Raw genomic sequence first — 13,827 nt, 5'->3', positions numbered from 1 at the left:
GCCTAGCCGCCCTCCCTGCCCATCGACATCAGCCACGCCAGCCCCTGCGGCCAGTCCCCGAGCCCGCTGTCCGCATTGATGTGCCCGCGCGCGCCGATGTCGATCCAGCGGCTTCCCCACGCCTGCGCGCAGCGCTGCGAAAACGCCACTGCGCCGTACGGATCGTCGCTGCTGGCGACTACGACGCCCGGAAACGGCAACGCGGCCAGCGGCACAGGATCGAAGCCCCGCGCGTCGCGCGGAAATTCGGGACCGTGCGGATCGGGCAGCGCCACCAGCAGCGCGCCGGCCACCTTCGCGCGCGTCGCCGCGCTCGCGTGATGCGCAGCCCAATGCGCCACGGTCAGGCAGCCAAGGCTGTGAGCGGCGAAGCGCACGCCAGCAGGCGCGCGTTGTACCGCAACCTCCAGCGCCGCGCACCACGCCTCGCAGTCCGGGTGCATCCAGTCGGGCATCTGCACCCGTGCAAAGCCCGCGTGGGCGGCTTCCCAGCGCGTCTGCCAGTGCCCCGGTCCCGAATCCATATAGCCCGGCAGCACCAGCACAGCCGTGTTACTCGTTGTCACCTTTTTGCCTCGCTTGTTGTGGTCCGCGCGACGATCCGGCACCGGGACTGGCACCGCCGGTCGCGTCAGGTAGAATGGAAGACACCATCGGGTGCCCGGTTACGCGCTTTTATCCTTTTGACGGGTGCCCTCGAACGACTCCCTTTTCGCATGAATACCGAACGTAAAGACGCCGACCGCACGGACGCGCCTGCGGCATCCAATTTCATCCGCAACATCATCGACGACGACAACCAGTCGGGCAAGTGGGCGCAGCGTGTCGAAACGCGCTTCCCGCCGGAGCCGAACGGCTATCTGCACATCGGCCACGCGAAGAGCATCTGCCTGAACTTCGGCGTGGCGAAGCGCTATGGCGGCGTGTGCCACCTGCGCTTCGACGACACGAACCCGGAAAAGGAAGACGTCGAGTACGTCAACTCCATCATCGACGCCGTCGAGTGGCTCGGCTTCGAGTGGAAGAAGGGCGACAAGGAATACCTCTTCTACGCGAGCGACTACTACGACAAGCTCTACGAGTTCGCCGAACTGCTGATCCAGCGCGGCCGCGCGTATGTCGACAGCCAGTCGCCGGAAGAGATGCGCGCGAACCGCGGCTCGGCCACCGAAGCCGGCAAGAACTCGCCGTTCCGCGATCGCTCCGTCGACGAAAATCTCGACCTCTTCCGCCGCATGAAGGCGGGCGAATTCGAGGAAGGCGCCCATGTGCTGCGCGCGAAGATCGACATGGCGTCGCCGAACTTCAACATGCGCGATCCGGTGATCTATCGCATCCGCTTCGCGCATCACTACCGCACCGGCGACAAGTGGTGCGTGTACCCGATGTACGACTACACGCACTGCATCTCGGACGCGCTGGAAAACATCACGCATTCGCTGTGCACGCTCGAGTTCGAAGACCATCGCCCGCTGTATGACTGGGTGCTCAACGAACTGGCCGACGCCGGCGTGTTCACGCGCCCGCTGCCGCAGCAAATCGAGTTTTCGCGCCTGAACCTGACCTATGCGATCACGAGCAAGCGCAAGCTGCTGCAACTGGTGACCGAAGGCCACGTGGAAGGCTGGGACGACCCGCGCATGCCGACCATCGTCGGCGTGCGCCGCCGCGGCTTCACGCCCGCAGCGATCCAGCTCTTCTGCGAGCGCATCGGCGTGACGAAAGTCGATTCGTGGATCGACATGAGCGTGTTCGAAGGCGCCCTGCGCGACGACCTCGACGACAAGGCGCCGCGCACGGCCGCCGTGCTCGATCCGCTCAAGCTCATCATCGACAACTATCCCGAAGGCCGGAGCGAGGACTGCACGGCCCCCGTGCATCCGCATCATCCGGAACGCGGCCTGCGCACGTTCCCGATCTCGCGCGAGCTGTGGATCGAGCGCGAGGACTTCAACGAAACGCCGCCGAAGGGCTATTTCCGCCTGTTCCCGGGCAACAAGGTGCGTCTGCGCTATGGCTTCGTGATCGAATGCACCGGCGCGGACAAGGACGAGAACGGCAACGTGATCGCCGTGCACTGCAACTACTTCCCGGACAGCAAGTCGGGCACGGAAGGCGCGAACAACTACAAGGTGAAGGGCAACATTCATTGGGTCAGCGCGGCGCATGCGTGCCCGGCGGAAGTGCGTCTCTACGATCGCCTGTTCCGCGAAGAGCAGCCCGACGCGGGCGGCCGCGACTTCCTCGAAGCGCTGAATCCGGATTCGAAGCGCGTGGTGCAGGCGTATCTGGAACCGGGTGCACGCGACGCCGCACCGGAAGACCGCTACCAGTTCGAGCGCCATGGCTACTTCGTCGCCGACCGCTACGATTCGAAGCCGGGGGCGCCGGTATTCAACCGCATCGTCGGTCTGCGCGACAGCTGGGGCAAGTAAGCGACTCGCCGCGTCCGCCGGCAAGCAAAAGGCCCGCACGAACGAGTGCGGGCCTTTTCATTTCGGCAGCGGCTAACGATAGCGGCCTAAAGTCCGCGGTGCAGTTCCGCGAGCGAGAGCGCCGTGTTAAAGAGCCGCGCGAGACTGCGGCTCGCGTAGCGATCGACTTCGCCGGGCGCGGTCCAGCGCCAGGCGTCCATCTCCGGAATCATCACGCCGTCCTCGCGGCGCGGAAACAGCGACACGCAAACGCAGCGGGAGAGATCGAGTTCATCGGCACCCGCGCGCGCGGCAAAGAGATGCAAGTCCTTGTCGCGCCGGTACACGTAGCGCCCGAGGTCGACGAGCCGCGACGGCGCGACGTCGATGCCGGTCTCCTCGACCATCTCGCGGCGCGCGCTCTGCGATTCGGTCTCGCCCGGCTCGCCCTGTCCCTTCGGAATGTCCCAGTGATTCGTGCCGGTAGCGTGCGCGAGCAGCACGCGGCCTTCAGGATCGAGCAGCACGATGCCGCACGAAACGATCTTGCCGTTCACCGCGCGCTCAGTGCTGCTTCTGGAAAACCCAGGCACCTTGGCCCGTGCGGCAGAAGTGCGGACGCAGCGTCATCGACTGGCCCTTCGCGTTGATGACGACCTCCGTATCGCGGCACGTCTTGTCGCCTTCCTTTTGCGTATTCGACGGCGTGATGGTCGAGGTGATGCGCGTGCTGTTACGCGAACCTTCGTTCGACCAGTTCATGACCTCGCCGTCGGCCTTGTGCTCGACGGCATCGCGCACGGCGTTCTGCAGCGAGCTGTAGTCTGCCTGGTTCATGAACGACATGGGCGTGTTGTTCAGGAAGCCCAGATTGGCGGCATGCGCGCTGCCCATGCCAACGGCGACAAAGAGCGCCGCGCCCAGGGCGCTCAGCGTGTGAAGGGTTCGGGGCAGGCTGGACATCGTGTGTTCTCCTCGGCGGACTGAACGAATCGGCGAAAAGCATAACACGCGCCCTTTTTTCGGCTCGCCCTGCAAGGCCGCCTACCCGGCGGCGGCCAGTTCCTCAATGCCCGCCCGGCTGCCAGCCGTCGGTGAGCGTATCGAGAAACGCAATCACGTCCTTGATTTCGGCGTTGCTGAACACCGGTTCGTCCCCCGGCTTGCGATCGAACGGCGGATCCGTGTTGAGATTCGCCCAGTAACGCTGCGGCAGGTCGTCGAACTTCTGTACCCTGCCCTTCACAACCGGATAGAACTCCTCCGGATTCGTGTCGCGCCGCGCGTAGAAACGCAGCACGTCTTCCAGCGAGTGATAGATGCCGTTGTGGAAGAACGACTTCTTGAGCGCGACGTTGCGCAGCGTCGGCGTGCGGAAGAGCCCGCAAAATTGCGCGCGGTGATCGAGGTCCGTGCGCTCCGGACCACACGCGCCGAGATCGAAAAACTTGCGGTCGCGATTGACGGCAAGCGCACGATTGCGCGGCACGCCCACGGCGATCAGACCGAAGTCGCTGAACTGCGGCGGCGCGCCGTTCTTTGCGCGCTGGCTGATATGGCAGCTCGCGCAATTGCCCTTCTTCTCGTCGTTAAAGAGCTGCAGCCCGCGCAATTCGGCGGCGCTGAGCGTGGCCTTGCCGGCCAGGTACGCGTCATACTTGCTCGTGTACGGATAGAACACCTCGGGCGATTGCTCGAATGTCTCCAGTGATTTCAGGACTGCCTTGAAAGTCGCGTCGTCGTCAGCGAGGACGCTCGCGCCAAAAGCCTCGCGAAACGCTCCGGCATAGGGCGCCGCGCGCACGGCTTGTGCGACCTTGCTCGGCGAACTCGCCATCTCGAACGTCGAGAGCAACGGGATGCGCGCCTGGTCCGAGGCGCGATCGACACGGCCATCCCACGTGAGTCCGCCGGTCGGACCGGCATCGACGCTTTCATCGCCTTCGTCATCGGAGTCGTGGTAGTGCTCGGCGAACGCCGGCACCGCCTGCAGATACTTGAGCGTCGGCACGGCGCGCATGCCCTGGCGCCGCATGTCGGCGCCGCCGATCTGTACGCCGAGCGAGTTCGTCGGCGTGAATGCGCGGTCCGGGCTGTGGCACGACGCGCACGCCATCTTGCCGGAGCCCGAGAGCGACGGGTCGAAGAACATCTGCTTGCCGAGCGCCGTCATGCGGCGCACCTGCGCATAGACTTCGGCGCGCGTCTGTCCGCCTTGCGCCGACGCCGCGATCTTTATCGGCTTCACGCCCTGTACGGCGCGCGCATTCCCGTTGGCATCGAGCGCGCGCGAAGCGCTGCCGGAAGCGCCGGCCGCCGCTTCGGTGCCGGCGGAGGCGGACGTGCTGCCATCGCATGCCGTCAGCAGCAACGACAGTCCCGCCGCCGCCACGAAGCGCCCCGCGTGGCGGCGCGCGCCGCTACGCGATCGAACCCGCGCCTCACCTTCCGTTCGCGTCGAACGACGCGCCAATCTACGCAACATGCCTGGTCCCCGAAGCTTGAGCGCGGCCCGCGCGCGTGGCGCGCCGCTGCAGTGCGAATGCCGATGCGCTGATCCGCGCATCGAGGTCGCGAAAGCATATGTCAGGGATATGACGCTCCAATGACATGACGTAAGACGGATGTCATGCATTCACAGGCAATGAAAAAGCTAAATGTAATTTTTTACATATCGCTGTCAAAATCGATTGCGACACTGCGCCTCGCCCGAAGGCCGGTGTCATTCGCGCCGGCCTCCATGCGGGCCCCCAACGCGAGAGAGAAAAATGATCAACAGAAAATGGTTCTATGCCACGCCGATCGCCGTAGCGGCGTCGGTATTGGTCGTCGCGGCTTGCGGCGGCAACGACAGCAGCAAGCCCGGCCTTTCGTCGGTGAAGAACATCGTCGTGATCTACGCGGAAAACCGCAGCTTCGACAACCTGTACGGCAGCTTCCCAGGCGCCAACGGCTTGCAGAACGTGAGCGCGCAAAGCGCGCAACAGCTCGACCGCGACGGCTCCGTGCTGGCCACGCTGCCGACCGTCTGGAACGGTCTCACGCAAACGGGTGTCACGCCCGCCGTGACCGCGGCGATGACCGCGAACATGCCGAATGCGCCCTTCGCCATCGACGACGCGAAGGGCTACAACGTGCCGCTCTCGGTCACGACGCGCGACCTCTATCACCGCTTCTACGAGAACCAGATGCAGATTCACGGCGGCAAGAACGACATGTTCGCTGCCTACGGCGACTCCGGCGGTCTCGTGATGGGACGCTACACGACGAGTGCCGAAAAACTGCCGCTCTGGAAGATCGCTCAGCAATACACGCTCGCCGACAACTTCTTCATGGGCGCGTTCGGCGGCTCGTTCCTGAATCACCAGTGGCTGATTTGCGCGTGCACGCCGTACTACGCGAACGCGGACACGAACCCGGCCAAGCCGACGATTTCGATCGTGGACGCCGACGGCGTCTCGCTCACCCTCGCATCGAACTCGCCGAAGTCGGCGCTCATTGGCCCTCCGAAGTTCGTGACGTCGGGCAATCTGACGCCGGACTTCTACGCGGTCAACACGATGCAGCCGCCGTATCAGCCGAGCGGCAACGCACCGGCTCCGGGCGGCGACGCGAACCTGGCCGACCCGGCGAACGCCTCCACGCTGCCCGCGCAAACGGCCCAGACCATCGGCGATCTGCTTTCGAACGCGGGCGTGACGTGGGCGTGGTACAGCGGTGCCTGGGGCGCAGCCGTGAGCGCCGCGCAGAACAGCACCTCGGGCGTGATCTATGGCGCGAACATGACGGCGCCGAACTTCCAGCCGCACCACCAACCGTTCAACTACTTCGCGAACTACGCGCCGGGCACCGACGCGCGCGCGAAGCACCTGCTCGACGGCGGCATGGACGGCACGGCGTTCATCAAGGCGATCGACGCCGGCACGCTGCCGGCCGTGGCGTTCTACAAGCCGCAGGGCAACCTGAACGAGCACCCGGGCTACACAGACGTCTCTAGCGGCGACCAGCACGTCGCGGACGTCATCGCGCATCTGCAGAAGAGCCCGCAGTGGAACAACATGGTCGTGGTCGTCACCTACGACGAAAACGGCGGCTTCTGGGACCACGTTGCGCCGCCCAAGGGCGATCGCTGGGGTCCGGGCTCGCGCATTCCGGCGCTCATCATCTCGCCGTACGCGAAGAAGGGTTACGTCGACCATACCCAGTACGACACGTCCTCGATCCTGCGCCTCATCACGCGCCGCTTCTCGCTGCCCACGCTGCCGGGACTTGCCAACCGCGACGCCGCGCTCAAGAGCAACGGCGCCCCGCCGATGGGCGATCTGACTAACGCACTCGACGTCAAGCTCTAAGCGCTCCCATGGAGCGCCGGACGTTGCTTGTCCGGTTTGACGGGCAGCCCACGGGCTGCCCTTTTTATTGCTCCGCGGATTCGTCGCTTTCGCGCGCATCATGCGCCAGCGGGGGCGCTGAACCGCGACGTTTAACCACGGATCCTACGCCACAAGATGCATTACCTTACAAATTAATTACTGCAACAAACTTGACGGAGGTCATTGTGAAATACGTCGAATCGACTCTCCTGGCAGGCGAAAGGATCGTCTGCGAGGGACACCCCTGCTTCTGGGCGGTGGGTCCGCGTATCACACTCAGCCTTTTGCTCATGGTTTGGGGCGTGCTCATCGGCACCATGGGGACGTCGCCGCTCGCAGCGGTGAGTTTTTTTACCGCAGGGCTGGGACTATTCGGCGCGTCGCTACTCGCCTGGTGGAAGACGGAATTTGCCGTGACCAACAAGCGCGTGGTGGCCAGGTTCGGCGTGGTGCGCCGCCAAACGGTGGAGTTGACGCTCGCGCGAGTTGAGAGCGTGCGGATCGAGCAAAGCCTGATCGGCCGGATATTCGACTATGGTTCGCTCGTCGTTGGCGGCGGGGGCTTGATTGCTACATCGATTCCCGGCATTGCGAACCCGCACGAGTTTCGCCGCATGGTTTTTCTCGCGCAGGCGGCCGAGGAGCCGGTGCCGTTGCGGCTCGTAGCGTGAGAGGTTTGAATCGGGCGGATTCGCGATGTGTGAAAACGCAAAAAGCCCAGCGGTGAAGGCCGGGCTTTTTGTTTATTGATCTGGCGCGACAGGAGGGGCTCGAACCCCCGACCCTCGGCTTAGAAGGCCGATGCTCTATCCAGCTGAGCTACTGTCGCGTGAAAGTGCGCAGGCCGCAAGCGGGCCTCGCCAAGACGGGGCTGGATTATACCGCGATCGTCTCATGCGGTCGCGCCTCGCTCGCCGCACCTGCCAAGGCCTTCGCGGCCGAATCAGACCGGCTGCTGATGCAACGCGAACCAGCCGAGGAAAATCGCGCCGGCGATCAGGCAATACGCACCGAACGAAGCGAGGCGCCCGCGTCCCTCGAAATAGCTCATGAGGAACTTCACGCTCAGCCACGCCGCAATACCCGTGAGCACGCCGCCAACGACAGCAGTCATCAGCTGATCGCGGGCGTGAAAAAGCTTGGGCAGTTCGAGCACGCCAGCCGCAAAGATGATCGGCGTGCCGAGCAGGAACGAGAACTCCGCAGCCTTTTCTGCCGTGAGGCCCGCTGCATTGCCGGCAATCATCGTGAGGCCGCTGCGCGAAAAGCCAGGAATGAGCGCGCCAATCTGCGCAAGGCCGACGAGAAATGCCTGGCGGAACGTGAGTTTTTCGGGCGGACGATGCGCGCGCGCACGCTGGAGGCGATCGCCGAACCACAGCAACACGCCATTGACCATCAACGCAGCCGCGACGATACGCAGATCGTGAAAGATGGCTTCGATGCGCTTTTCGAGCACGAGGCCCACGATACCCGTCGGAATCGTACCGATGATGAGCGCCCACATCATGTGCCCGTCGTCATTCTTGCGGCCGCCAAGCGAGGCAAAGAAGCCGCTGATCAACGCGACCCAGCGCTCACGGAAATACCAGAGCAGCGCAATGGCGGTCCCCAGGTGCAATGCGACGAGGAACGGCAGCAATTGCGGCGCGTGCTTGTCGATGTGCATGCCGAACAATGCCGGCACGAGCAGCGTATGGCCAAGGCTGCTCACGGGAAACAGTTCGGTGACGCCTTGCAGCACGCTCAGGAAAAATAGAAACCAGAGACTCACGCGCGGATCCTCGTAATGATGGTGTAAGGGGCCGGACCGTTGCGGAGCCGGTGCGGCAAAGCGCACCGATTATGCCTGGGCCGCATTGCAGCGCCAAGCATGAAGATGGATTTGTCAGAAAAGTTACTGCGTCGCAACAAAATTGGCTGCGAATGCAGGGGTTCTGGCGCGAACGCGCGTGTCGCGCTCGCGGGAATCAAACGAGGGAGGGACGGAACGCGGCGCGATCAGCGCGCCATTTTGTAGAAGAAATACGCGCTGCTGCCGACAAAGAGGCTGAACAGAGCCATGCTCATTGCCATTGCGAGGTCCATGGGGAGGTCTCCTGCGAAAATGCTCTGTGCGCTACCGCACGGTCATGCGAATTATGCTGACTCTGGTCGGTCAACGACACCCACGCTTTCCCGACGAGGGTTTTCACGCATCAGAAAGCGGCGCAAAATCCGCGTCTGCCCAGCGCAAACGCGCCACTCTCCTTCCATCCATTCCAGGCCCGCCCATGAACGCCCATCCAGAACAGGACATACTCACCCTCACTCGCGGTGCTTCGACGCTGCGCTTCGCGCCGTGGGCCGGCGGCCGTTTGCTTTCGTGGCACGTCGGCGGCCAGCCCGTCATCGTGTGGCCTGAAAATGCGAACTGGACCGAGCCGGCACGCGTGCGCGGCGGCAACCCGCTGCTCTTCCCCTTCCTTGGCCGCCATCGCGTGGACGGCCAGATCGGACGCTGGCGCGACGCCCAAGGCGTGGTTCGCGATCTGCCGATGCACGGCTTCGCGCGCGACCTGCCGTTCGCGGCGCAAGTCGACCACGATGGGCACGGCCTGCGGATGACGCTCGTCGACTCAGAAAACACGCGCGCAGGCTACCCGTTCTCCTTTCGCTTCGAAGCGGCCTACCGGCTGGCCGACGCGCATACGCTCGACGTAACGCTCGCCGCGACCAATACCGGCCCGGATCCGCTTCCCTGGTACGCGGGCCATCACTTTTATTTCGCCTTGCCCCATGCCCAGCGCGCGCAGACGACGCTCGACCTGCCGGCTAGCCAGTGCCGTTATCAACTCGCGGACGGTTCGATCAGTGCGCCCGAACCCGGCAAGGCGCAATACAGGCTCGACGATGCAAGCATCATCGACCGCTTCCATGTGCTCGAGCCAACGCCGCCCACCACGCCAGTGCGCCTCGCAGCACCAGGACTCGCCCGCGCGGTGACGATCGATCTGAACCGGCCCGGTTCGCTTCCCTGGTATGCGGTCACGACCTGGACGGAAGCCGCGGACTCTGACTTCTACTGCGTCGAACCCTGGCTTGGTCTGCCCAACGCGATCCACAACGGCCTCGGCCTGCGCTGGCTCGCACCGGGTCAGACGGAGACGGCGACGCTGCGCATCGGTGTCGAGGCGCTCGGCGGCTGATCACGCGGCACCGGTGCCGTGCCGTGCTGGGGCCGGTGCCGGTGCCGGTGCCGGTGCCGGTGCCGGTATAGATGTTGCCGTTCTCGTCAGTCATTCGTCAGGCAAAGCCCCAGTTGCGTTTGCAAACCCGCTAAAATCAGACGTTTTGCCAGCACGGCGGATCGTAGTCCGTCGAGGTAAGGTCATGCGAGGTTCAATATTGGCACCAGGAATTAGACGGGTTGCATGCGCTGCGCTCGTTGCGCTACTCGCGGCGTGCGGATCGGCTCCGGTTGGCCCTGGCTTTTATCGCGTGGAGCGCGGCGACACCGTGTACAAGATCGCGCGCAGCAATCGTCAGTCCGTGCAGAACATCGTGCGCTGGAACAATCTGTCGAACCCCGACGCCATTGAAGTCGGCCAGGTCCTGCGCGTCGAACCGCCCGCCGGCACAGCGAGCGCCCGCACTGGTGGCGTGCCGCGTGGCGCAGCGACTGCCCCGCGCGAGAGTGCCGACACGGCGGCTGCGACATCCGCGCCTTCATCCGCAACTTCGACGGCTGCCGCACCGTCGATTTCGCTCGTCTGGCCAACCAGCGGCCAGGTCATCCACAGCTTCGACGGCCGCAACTCGAAGGGTATCGACATCGCCAATGCCGCCGGCACGCCCATCGTCGCCGCCGCGCCCGGCACCGTGGTCTATGCCGGCAATGGGCTGCGTGGCTACGGTAACTTGCTGATCATCAAGCACAGCGGCGATTACCTGACGGCCTATGCGCACAATCAGGCATTGTTCGTGAAGGAAGGTCAGAGCGTCGCCCAGGGGCAGAAGATTGCGGAAATGGGCAGCAGCGACAACGATCGCGTGATGCTGCATTTCGAGCTGCGATATCAGGGACGCTCGATCGATCCGACTCGCGAACTTCCCGCACGTTGAGACGCGCCGTTACGGGTAGCCAAATCAATAGACAAAAAAAAGCCCGGCATGGCGCCGGGCTAACGGGGGTTTGGCGCATATCGGCAAAGGACCGGTTTACCATGCGCCGAATCGCAATCTATCAACGCGCTTCCTGCGGCGCAATCACTTAATTAGCGCGAAAATGTGCTACGGCGCACGGATTATGTGTCGCATCACTTTTCAGCAACGAATGAGGATGCCGAATCAAGGGGGGATGCGCATAAGATCGCACGCCTCATTGACACATCGCGACAAGTCAACGAACGGTGCAAAGGCTTGCTGGACGGGCCAATCCGGCTGAAGCACACAGCCTTGCCGAGGGATTTTGCGAGGCCGGATCGCCGGTTTAAAGTGCGGCGCTTTTCGCATTTTCGAAGCAACCGGCTTTAGTGTGCAAGCGCACGCAACAATGCATTTATTCGGTGTGGCGTACAGATTTGAAACACCAATTCGCAGCGCGCTTAGATCAGATGTTTGGCTGATTTAATGTGTCTTATTGTCTGTATTTTGCCGCCACGAGCCTGGATATCGACTTATTAATGTGATTAATACCGCAGATTCGGCGTTCGCCATCCGGTCGCCGGTCGGCAGACGGACTATCGTTTATAGTATTGGCCGCAACGAATTTCCAATCACCATGACTATCGAAGACGCCAACCCCAGTTCGACGTACGCCAAGCTGCTCGGCGAAACCGCCAGGATCGACTGGCAGGATCTCGAACGTTTCTTCGCGCAAGGCAAGTTGCTGAGCGTGGCGCGCGACCTCGACCTCGTCAGCGTGGCGGAGGCCATCGCCAACGACGACAGTGCGGTCGTCATGCAATGGCTGTCTTCGGGCCTCGTCGCACGCATGCCGGGAGAAACCGCAGCCGATTACGCGGCGCGCAAGCCGGAGTTGTGGGCGGTCGTCGTCTCGCCCTGGGTGTGCGTGCAGGAACGCGCTTGAGCAGCGCCGAGGCCCTGCCCGACCGGCGAGACTGGCATCGACGCGTGCTGACGCTCGCGTTTCCCATCGTCCTCGCCAATCTCACGCAGCCGATTCTCGGCGCCGTCGATACGGCTGTGGCGGGCCACCTCGGCAGCGCGGCCGATCTTGGCGGCGTTGCACTGGGCGGCTTGTTCTTCAACTTCGTGTTTTGGGGTTTCGGCTTCCTGCGCATGGGAACGACGGGACTCGTTGCACAGGCCTACGGCGCCCGCGACCTCCCCGCATTGCGCGCGAATGTCGTGCGCGCTCTGCTGCTGGCATTTGCGATCGGCGCGGCGATCCTGCTGATTCAATCGCCCTTGATCCGGTACACGCTTGCCGCCATTGGCGGTAGCGCAGACGTCCAACGTAATGCCGGGATCTACTGCCTTGCGCGTATCGGCTCTGCGCCTTTCGCTTTGGCGAACTACGTCGTGCTCGGATATCTCCTCGGCACTCAGCGCGTGCGCATCGCGCTGCTTTCGCAGATCTTTATCAATTTGACGAACGTCGGTGCGGTGCTCGCCTATGTGTATGGGCTGCGGTGGGGCATCGCCGGGATCGGCGCTGCGACGGCTACGGCCGATACACTCGGGTTCGTCTTCGGCGCCAGTGTGCTGTGGATGCTTCGTCCTCGCGCCCTCGCGCCGCTCGCGCTGCAAACCGTGCTCGAGCCGGCAGCGCTCAAGCGCCTCGTCGCAATCAATCGCGATATCTTTCTCCGAACGCTTTGTCTGTTGGGCTCGTTTGGATGGTTCGCGCATCTCGGCGCGAAGCAGGGCGACGCGATCCTTGCCGCGAACGCCCTGCTCCTGAACTTCCAGACCTTCATGGCCTATGGTCTCGACGGGTTCGCCCATGCGGCCGAGGCGCTGGTAGGCGCGGCGATCGGCGCAGGTAATCGCCATGCGTTCCGCCAGGCCGTGAAAGTCAATCTGTTCTGGGCCGCGCTGGGTGCCTTCGGTTTTTCTCTGGTCTACTGGGCCTGCGGTCCGTGGATCATCGGGCAGCTAACCAACCAGCCGGCAGTGCGCGCCGCCGCCCAGGCATTCCTCCCATGGGCCGCGCTTTCGCCGCTCATCTCCGTTTGGGGCTTTTTGCTGGACGGCGTTTTCATCGGCGCGACGCGCACGCGCGAACTCATGCAAGCCATGGCGGTGTCGCTGGCTGTGTTTCTATGCGCATCTTGGGCGCTGGTCGGGCCGCTCGGCAATCATGGGTTGTGGATCGCCCTGCTCGTCTTCATGGCCGCGCGCGGTCTGACGCTTTCGCCTTTGCTGCCCCGCATCAGCGGCGCGATCGTGCCCGTCTCTGTGCAGTTGCGCTGACGGCGCTCGCGCCGGGCGTCGGCGCTTACTGAGCAGGCGACGGGTTGTCTATCATCATTGGCGGCCGATCATCGGTCGGCACACCATGGTAATCGGGCGGATCCTGCGGCGGGGTGCCATGGCGGTGGGTCGTTGCGTTGTCGGCGCACGCCGAAAGCAAAGCGGCCATTGCAAGGGCCAGATAAACACGGTACATCGTCTCAAATCCTTTCCGAATGGTCATCCGTCCGACGCTCCATCCGGTAGCGAAGCGGCCGAACTCGCTATTTGTTCCGTTGCGACACTGTTCTAAGATACGGACATGGCTGCAATCGACAGGAGGCTGCCATGGATGCCGAAACTATTGCGGGTCTGATCGGTCTTGCTGTGGGTCTGCTGGTTCTGCTTGGGCTATCGATTTTTGAATCGCGTGCCTACCGGAAAGAGCACGACGGCGAAGGCATGATGCATCACTGGCTAGCCGAGCATCACGTGCTCGACCGGGTACGCCGCAGGCACTGAACCCAGCGTCGGCATCGCGTCGGCGCGCCCCTTGCCTGAATCTCATCGCGGCCAGTCGAACTGGCTGTGGGGGGTGCTGCATCATTCAATGGATGATCAGCCGGCCTCTATTTGCCGCG

14 protein-coding genes and 1 tRNA gene are annotated in these 13,827 nt (G+C 63.6%); 8 read left to right on the top strand and 7 right to left on the bottom strand.

What is annotated here, in order from left to right; genetic code table 11:
- Positions 1-2: 2 nt before the first annotated feature.
- Positions 3-566 carry an RBBP9/YdeN family alpha/beta hydrolase gene (locus BHE01S_RS31410; protein ID WP_084069455.1) on the bottom strand — a complete coding sequence of 188 codons (564 nt, stop codon included), beginning with the start codon at positions 564-566 and terminating at the stop codon, positions 3-5.
- 150 nt (positions 567-716) lie between these two features.
- Here BHE01S_RS31410 and BHE01S_RS31405 point away from each other — a divergent pair, with 150 nt between their 5' ends.
- A complete protein-coding gene (locus tag BHE01S_RS31405) occupies positions 717-2,435 on the top strand; it encodes a glutamine--tRNA ligase/YqeY domain fusion protein (protein ID WP_042270991.1) in 1,719 nt (572 codons plus the stop codon).
- Between the two features lie 86 nt (positions 2,436-2,521).
- Here BHE01S_RS31405 and BHE01S_RS31400 read toward each other — a convergent pair whose 3' ends face one another.
- The 3 genes from BHE01S_RS31400 to BHE01S_RS31390 all read right to left on the bottom strand — a co-directional run bounded on the left by BHE01S_RS31400 (position 2,522) and on the right by BHE01S_RS31390 (position 4,899).
- Positions 2,522-2,971: an NUDIX hydrolase gene (locus BHE01S_RS31400; protein ID WP_042270989.1), complete on the bottom strand. Its 450-nt coding sequence runs from the start codon at positions 2,969-2,971 to the stop codon at positions 2,522-2,524.
- Between the two features lie 7 nt (positions 2,972-2,978).
- Positions 2,979-3,377, bottom strand: coding sequence for an RT0821/Lpp0805 family surface protein (locus tag BHE01S_RS31395; RefSeq protein ID WP_042270987.1), 399 nt, complete (start codon positions 3,375-3,377; stop codon positions 2,979-2,981).
- Between the two features lie 103 nt (positions 3,378-3,480).
- Positions 3,481-4,899, bottom strand: a complete 1,419-nt coding sequence (locus tag BHE01S_RS31390; RefSeq protein WP_084069451.1) for a cytochrome-c peroxidase — start codon at positions 4,897-4,899, stop codon at positions 3,481-3,483.
- Positions 4,900-5,182: 283 nt separating this feature from the next.
- Here BHE01S_RS31390 and BHE01S_RS31385 point away from each other — a divergent pair, with 283 nt between their 5' ends.
- Complete coding sequence (locus BHE01S_RS31385) at positions 5,183-6,766, top strand: acid phosphatase (RefSeq protein ID WP_407669575.1); 1,584 nt, start codon at positions 5,183-5,185, stop codon at positions 6,764-6,766.
- A gap of 206 nt (positions 6,767-6,972) precedes the next feature.
- The gene (locus BHE01S_RS31380) at positions 6,973-7,458 is read left to right on the top strand and encodes a PH domain-containing protein (protein WP_167337725.1); all 486 of its coding nucleotides are present in this window, start codon (positions 6,973-6,975) and stop codon (positions 7,456-7,458) included.
- Between the two features lie 81 nt (positions 7,459-7,539).
- Here the strand turns inward: BHE01S_RS31380 and BHE01S_RS31375 are convergent.
- Both BHE01S_RS31375 and BHE01S_RS31370 read right to left on the bottom strand, forming a co-directional pair.
- Positions 7,540-7,616 (bottom strand) — tRNA-Arg (locus BHE01S_RS31375).
- Positions 7,617-7,730: 114 nt separating this feature from the next.
- Positions 7,731-8,561, bottom strand: coding sequence for an undecaprenyl-diphosphate phosphatase (locus BHE01S_RS31370; RefSeq protein WP_042270983.1), 831 nt, complete (start codon positions 8,559-8,561; stop codon positions 7,731-7,733).
- Between the two features lie 499 nt (positions 8,562-9,060).
- Here BHE01S_RS31370 and BHE01S_RS31365 point away from each other — a divergent pair, with 499 nt between their 5' ends.
- The 4 genes from BHE01S_RS31365 to BHE01S_RS31350 all read left to right on the top strand — a co-directional run bounded on the left by BHE01S_RS31365 (position 9,061) and on the right by BHE01S_RS31350 (position 13,207).
- Positions 9,061-9,975 (top strand): aldose epimerase family protein, encoded by a 915-nt coding sequence (locus tag BHE01S_RS31365; protein ID WP_042270981.1) that lies wholly within the window; start codon positions 9,061-9,063, stop codon positions 9,973-9,975.
- A 184-nt stretch (positions 9,976-10,159) separates the two neighbouring features.
- On the top strand, positions 10,160-10,891 hold the full coding sequence (locus BHE01S_RS31360; protein WP_042270979.1) for a peptidoglycan DD-metalloendopeptidase family protein: 732 nt from the start codon (positions 10,160-10,162) through the stop codon (positions 10,889-10,891).
- Between the two features lie 658 nt (positions 10,892-11,549).
- A complete protein-coding gene (locus BHE01S_RS39380; protein ID WP_042270977.1) occupies positions 11,550-11,858 on the top strand; it encodes a DUF2288 domain-containing protein in 309 nt (102 codons plus the stop codon).
- Positions 11,855-13,207: an MATE family efflux transporter gene (locus BHE01S_RS31350; protein WP_042270975.1), complete on the top strand. Its 1,353-nt coding sequence runs from the start codon at positions 11,855-11,857 to the stop codon at positions 13,205-13,207. The genes BHE01S_RS39380 and BHE01S_RS31350 overlap by 4 nt, the downstream gene beginning before the upstream one ends.
- A gap of 25 nt (positions 13,208-13,232) precedes the next feature.
- On the opposite strand, the gene BHE01S_RS37355 is transcribed toward BHE01S_RS31350, so the two are convergent.
- A complete protein-coding gene (locus BHE01S_RS37355) occupies positions 13,233-13,430 on the bottom strand; it encodes a hypothetical protein (RefSeq protein WP_084069443.1) in 198 nt (65 codons plus the stop codon).
- Between the two features lie 104 nt (positions 13,431-13,534).
- Between BHE01S_RS37355 and BHE01S_RS38560 the strand changes: the two genes are divergently transcribed.
- Positions 13,535-13,708 (top strand): hypothetical protein, encoded by a 174-nt coding sequence (locus BHE01S_RS38560; protein WP_165822956.1) that lies wholly within the window; start codon positions 13,535-13,537, stop codon positions 13,706-13,708.
- The last annotated feature ends 119 nt before the right edge of the window (positions 13,709-13,827 follow it).

Source organism: Paraburkholderia heleia NBRC 101817, assembly GCF_000739775.1.
In the GTDB taxonomy this organism is placed as follows: domain Bacteria; phylum Pseudomonadota; class Gammaproteobacteria; order Burkholderiales; family Burkholderiaceae; genus Paraburkholderia; species Paraburkholderia heleia.
Note: the sequence above shows the minus strand (reverse complement) of the source record. Positions and strands in the feature narration are given on the sequence as shown.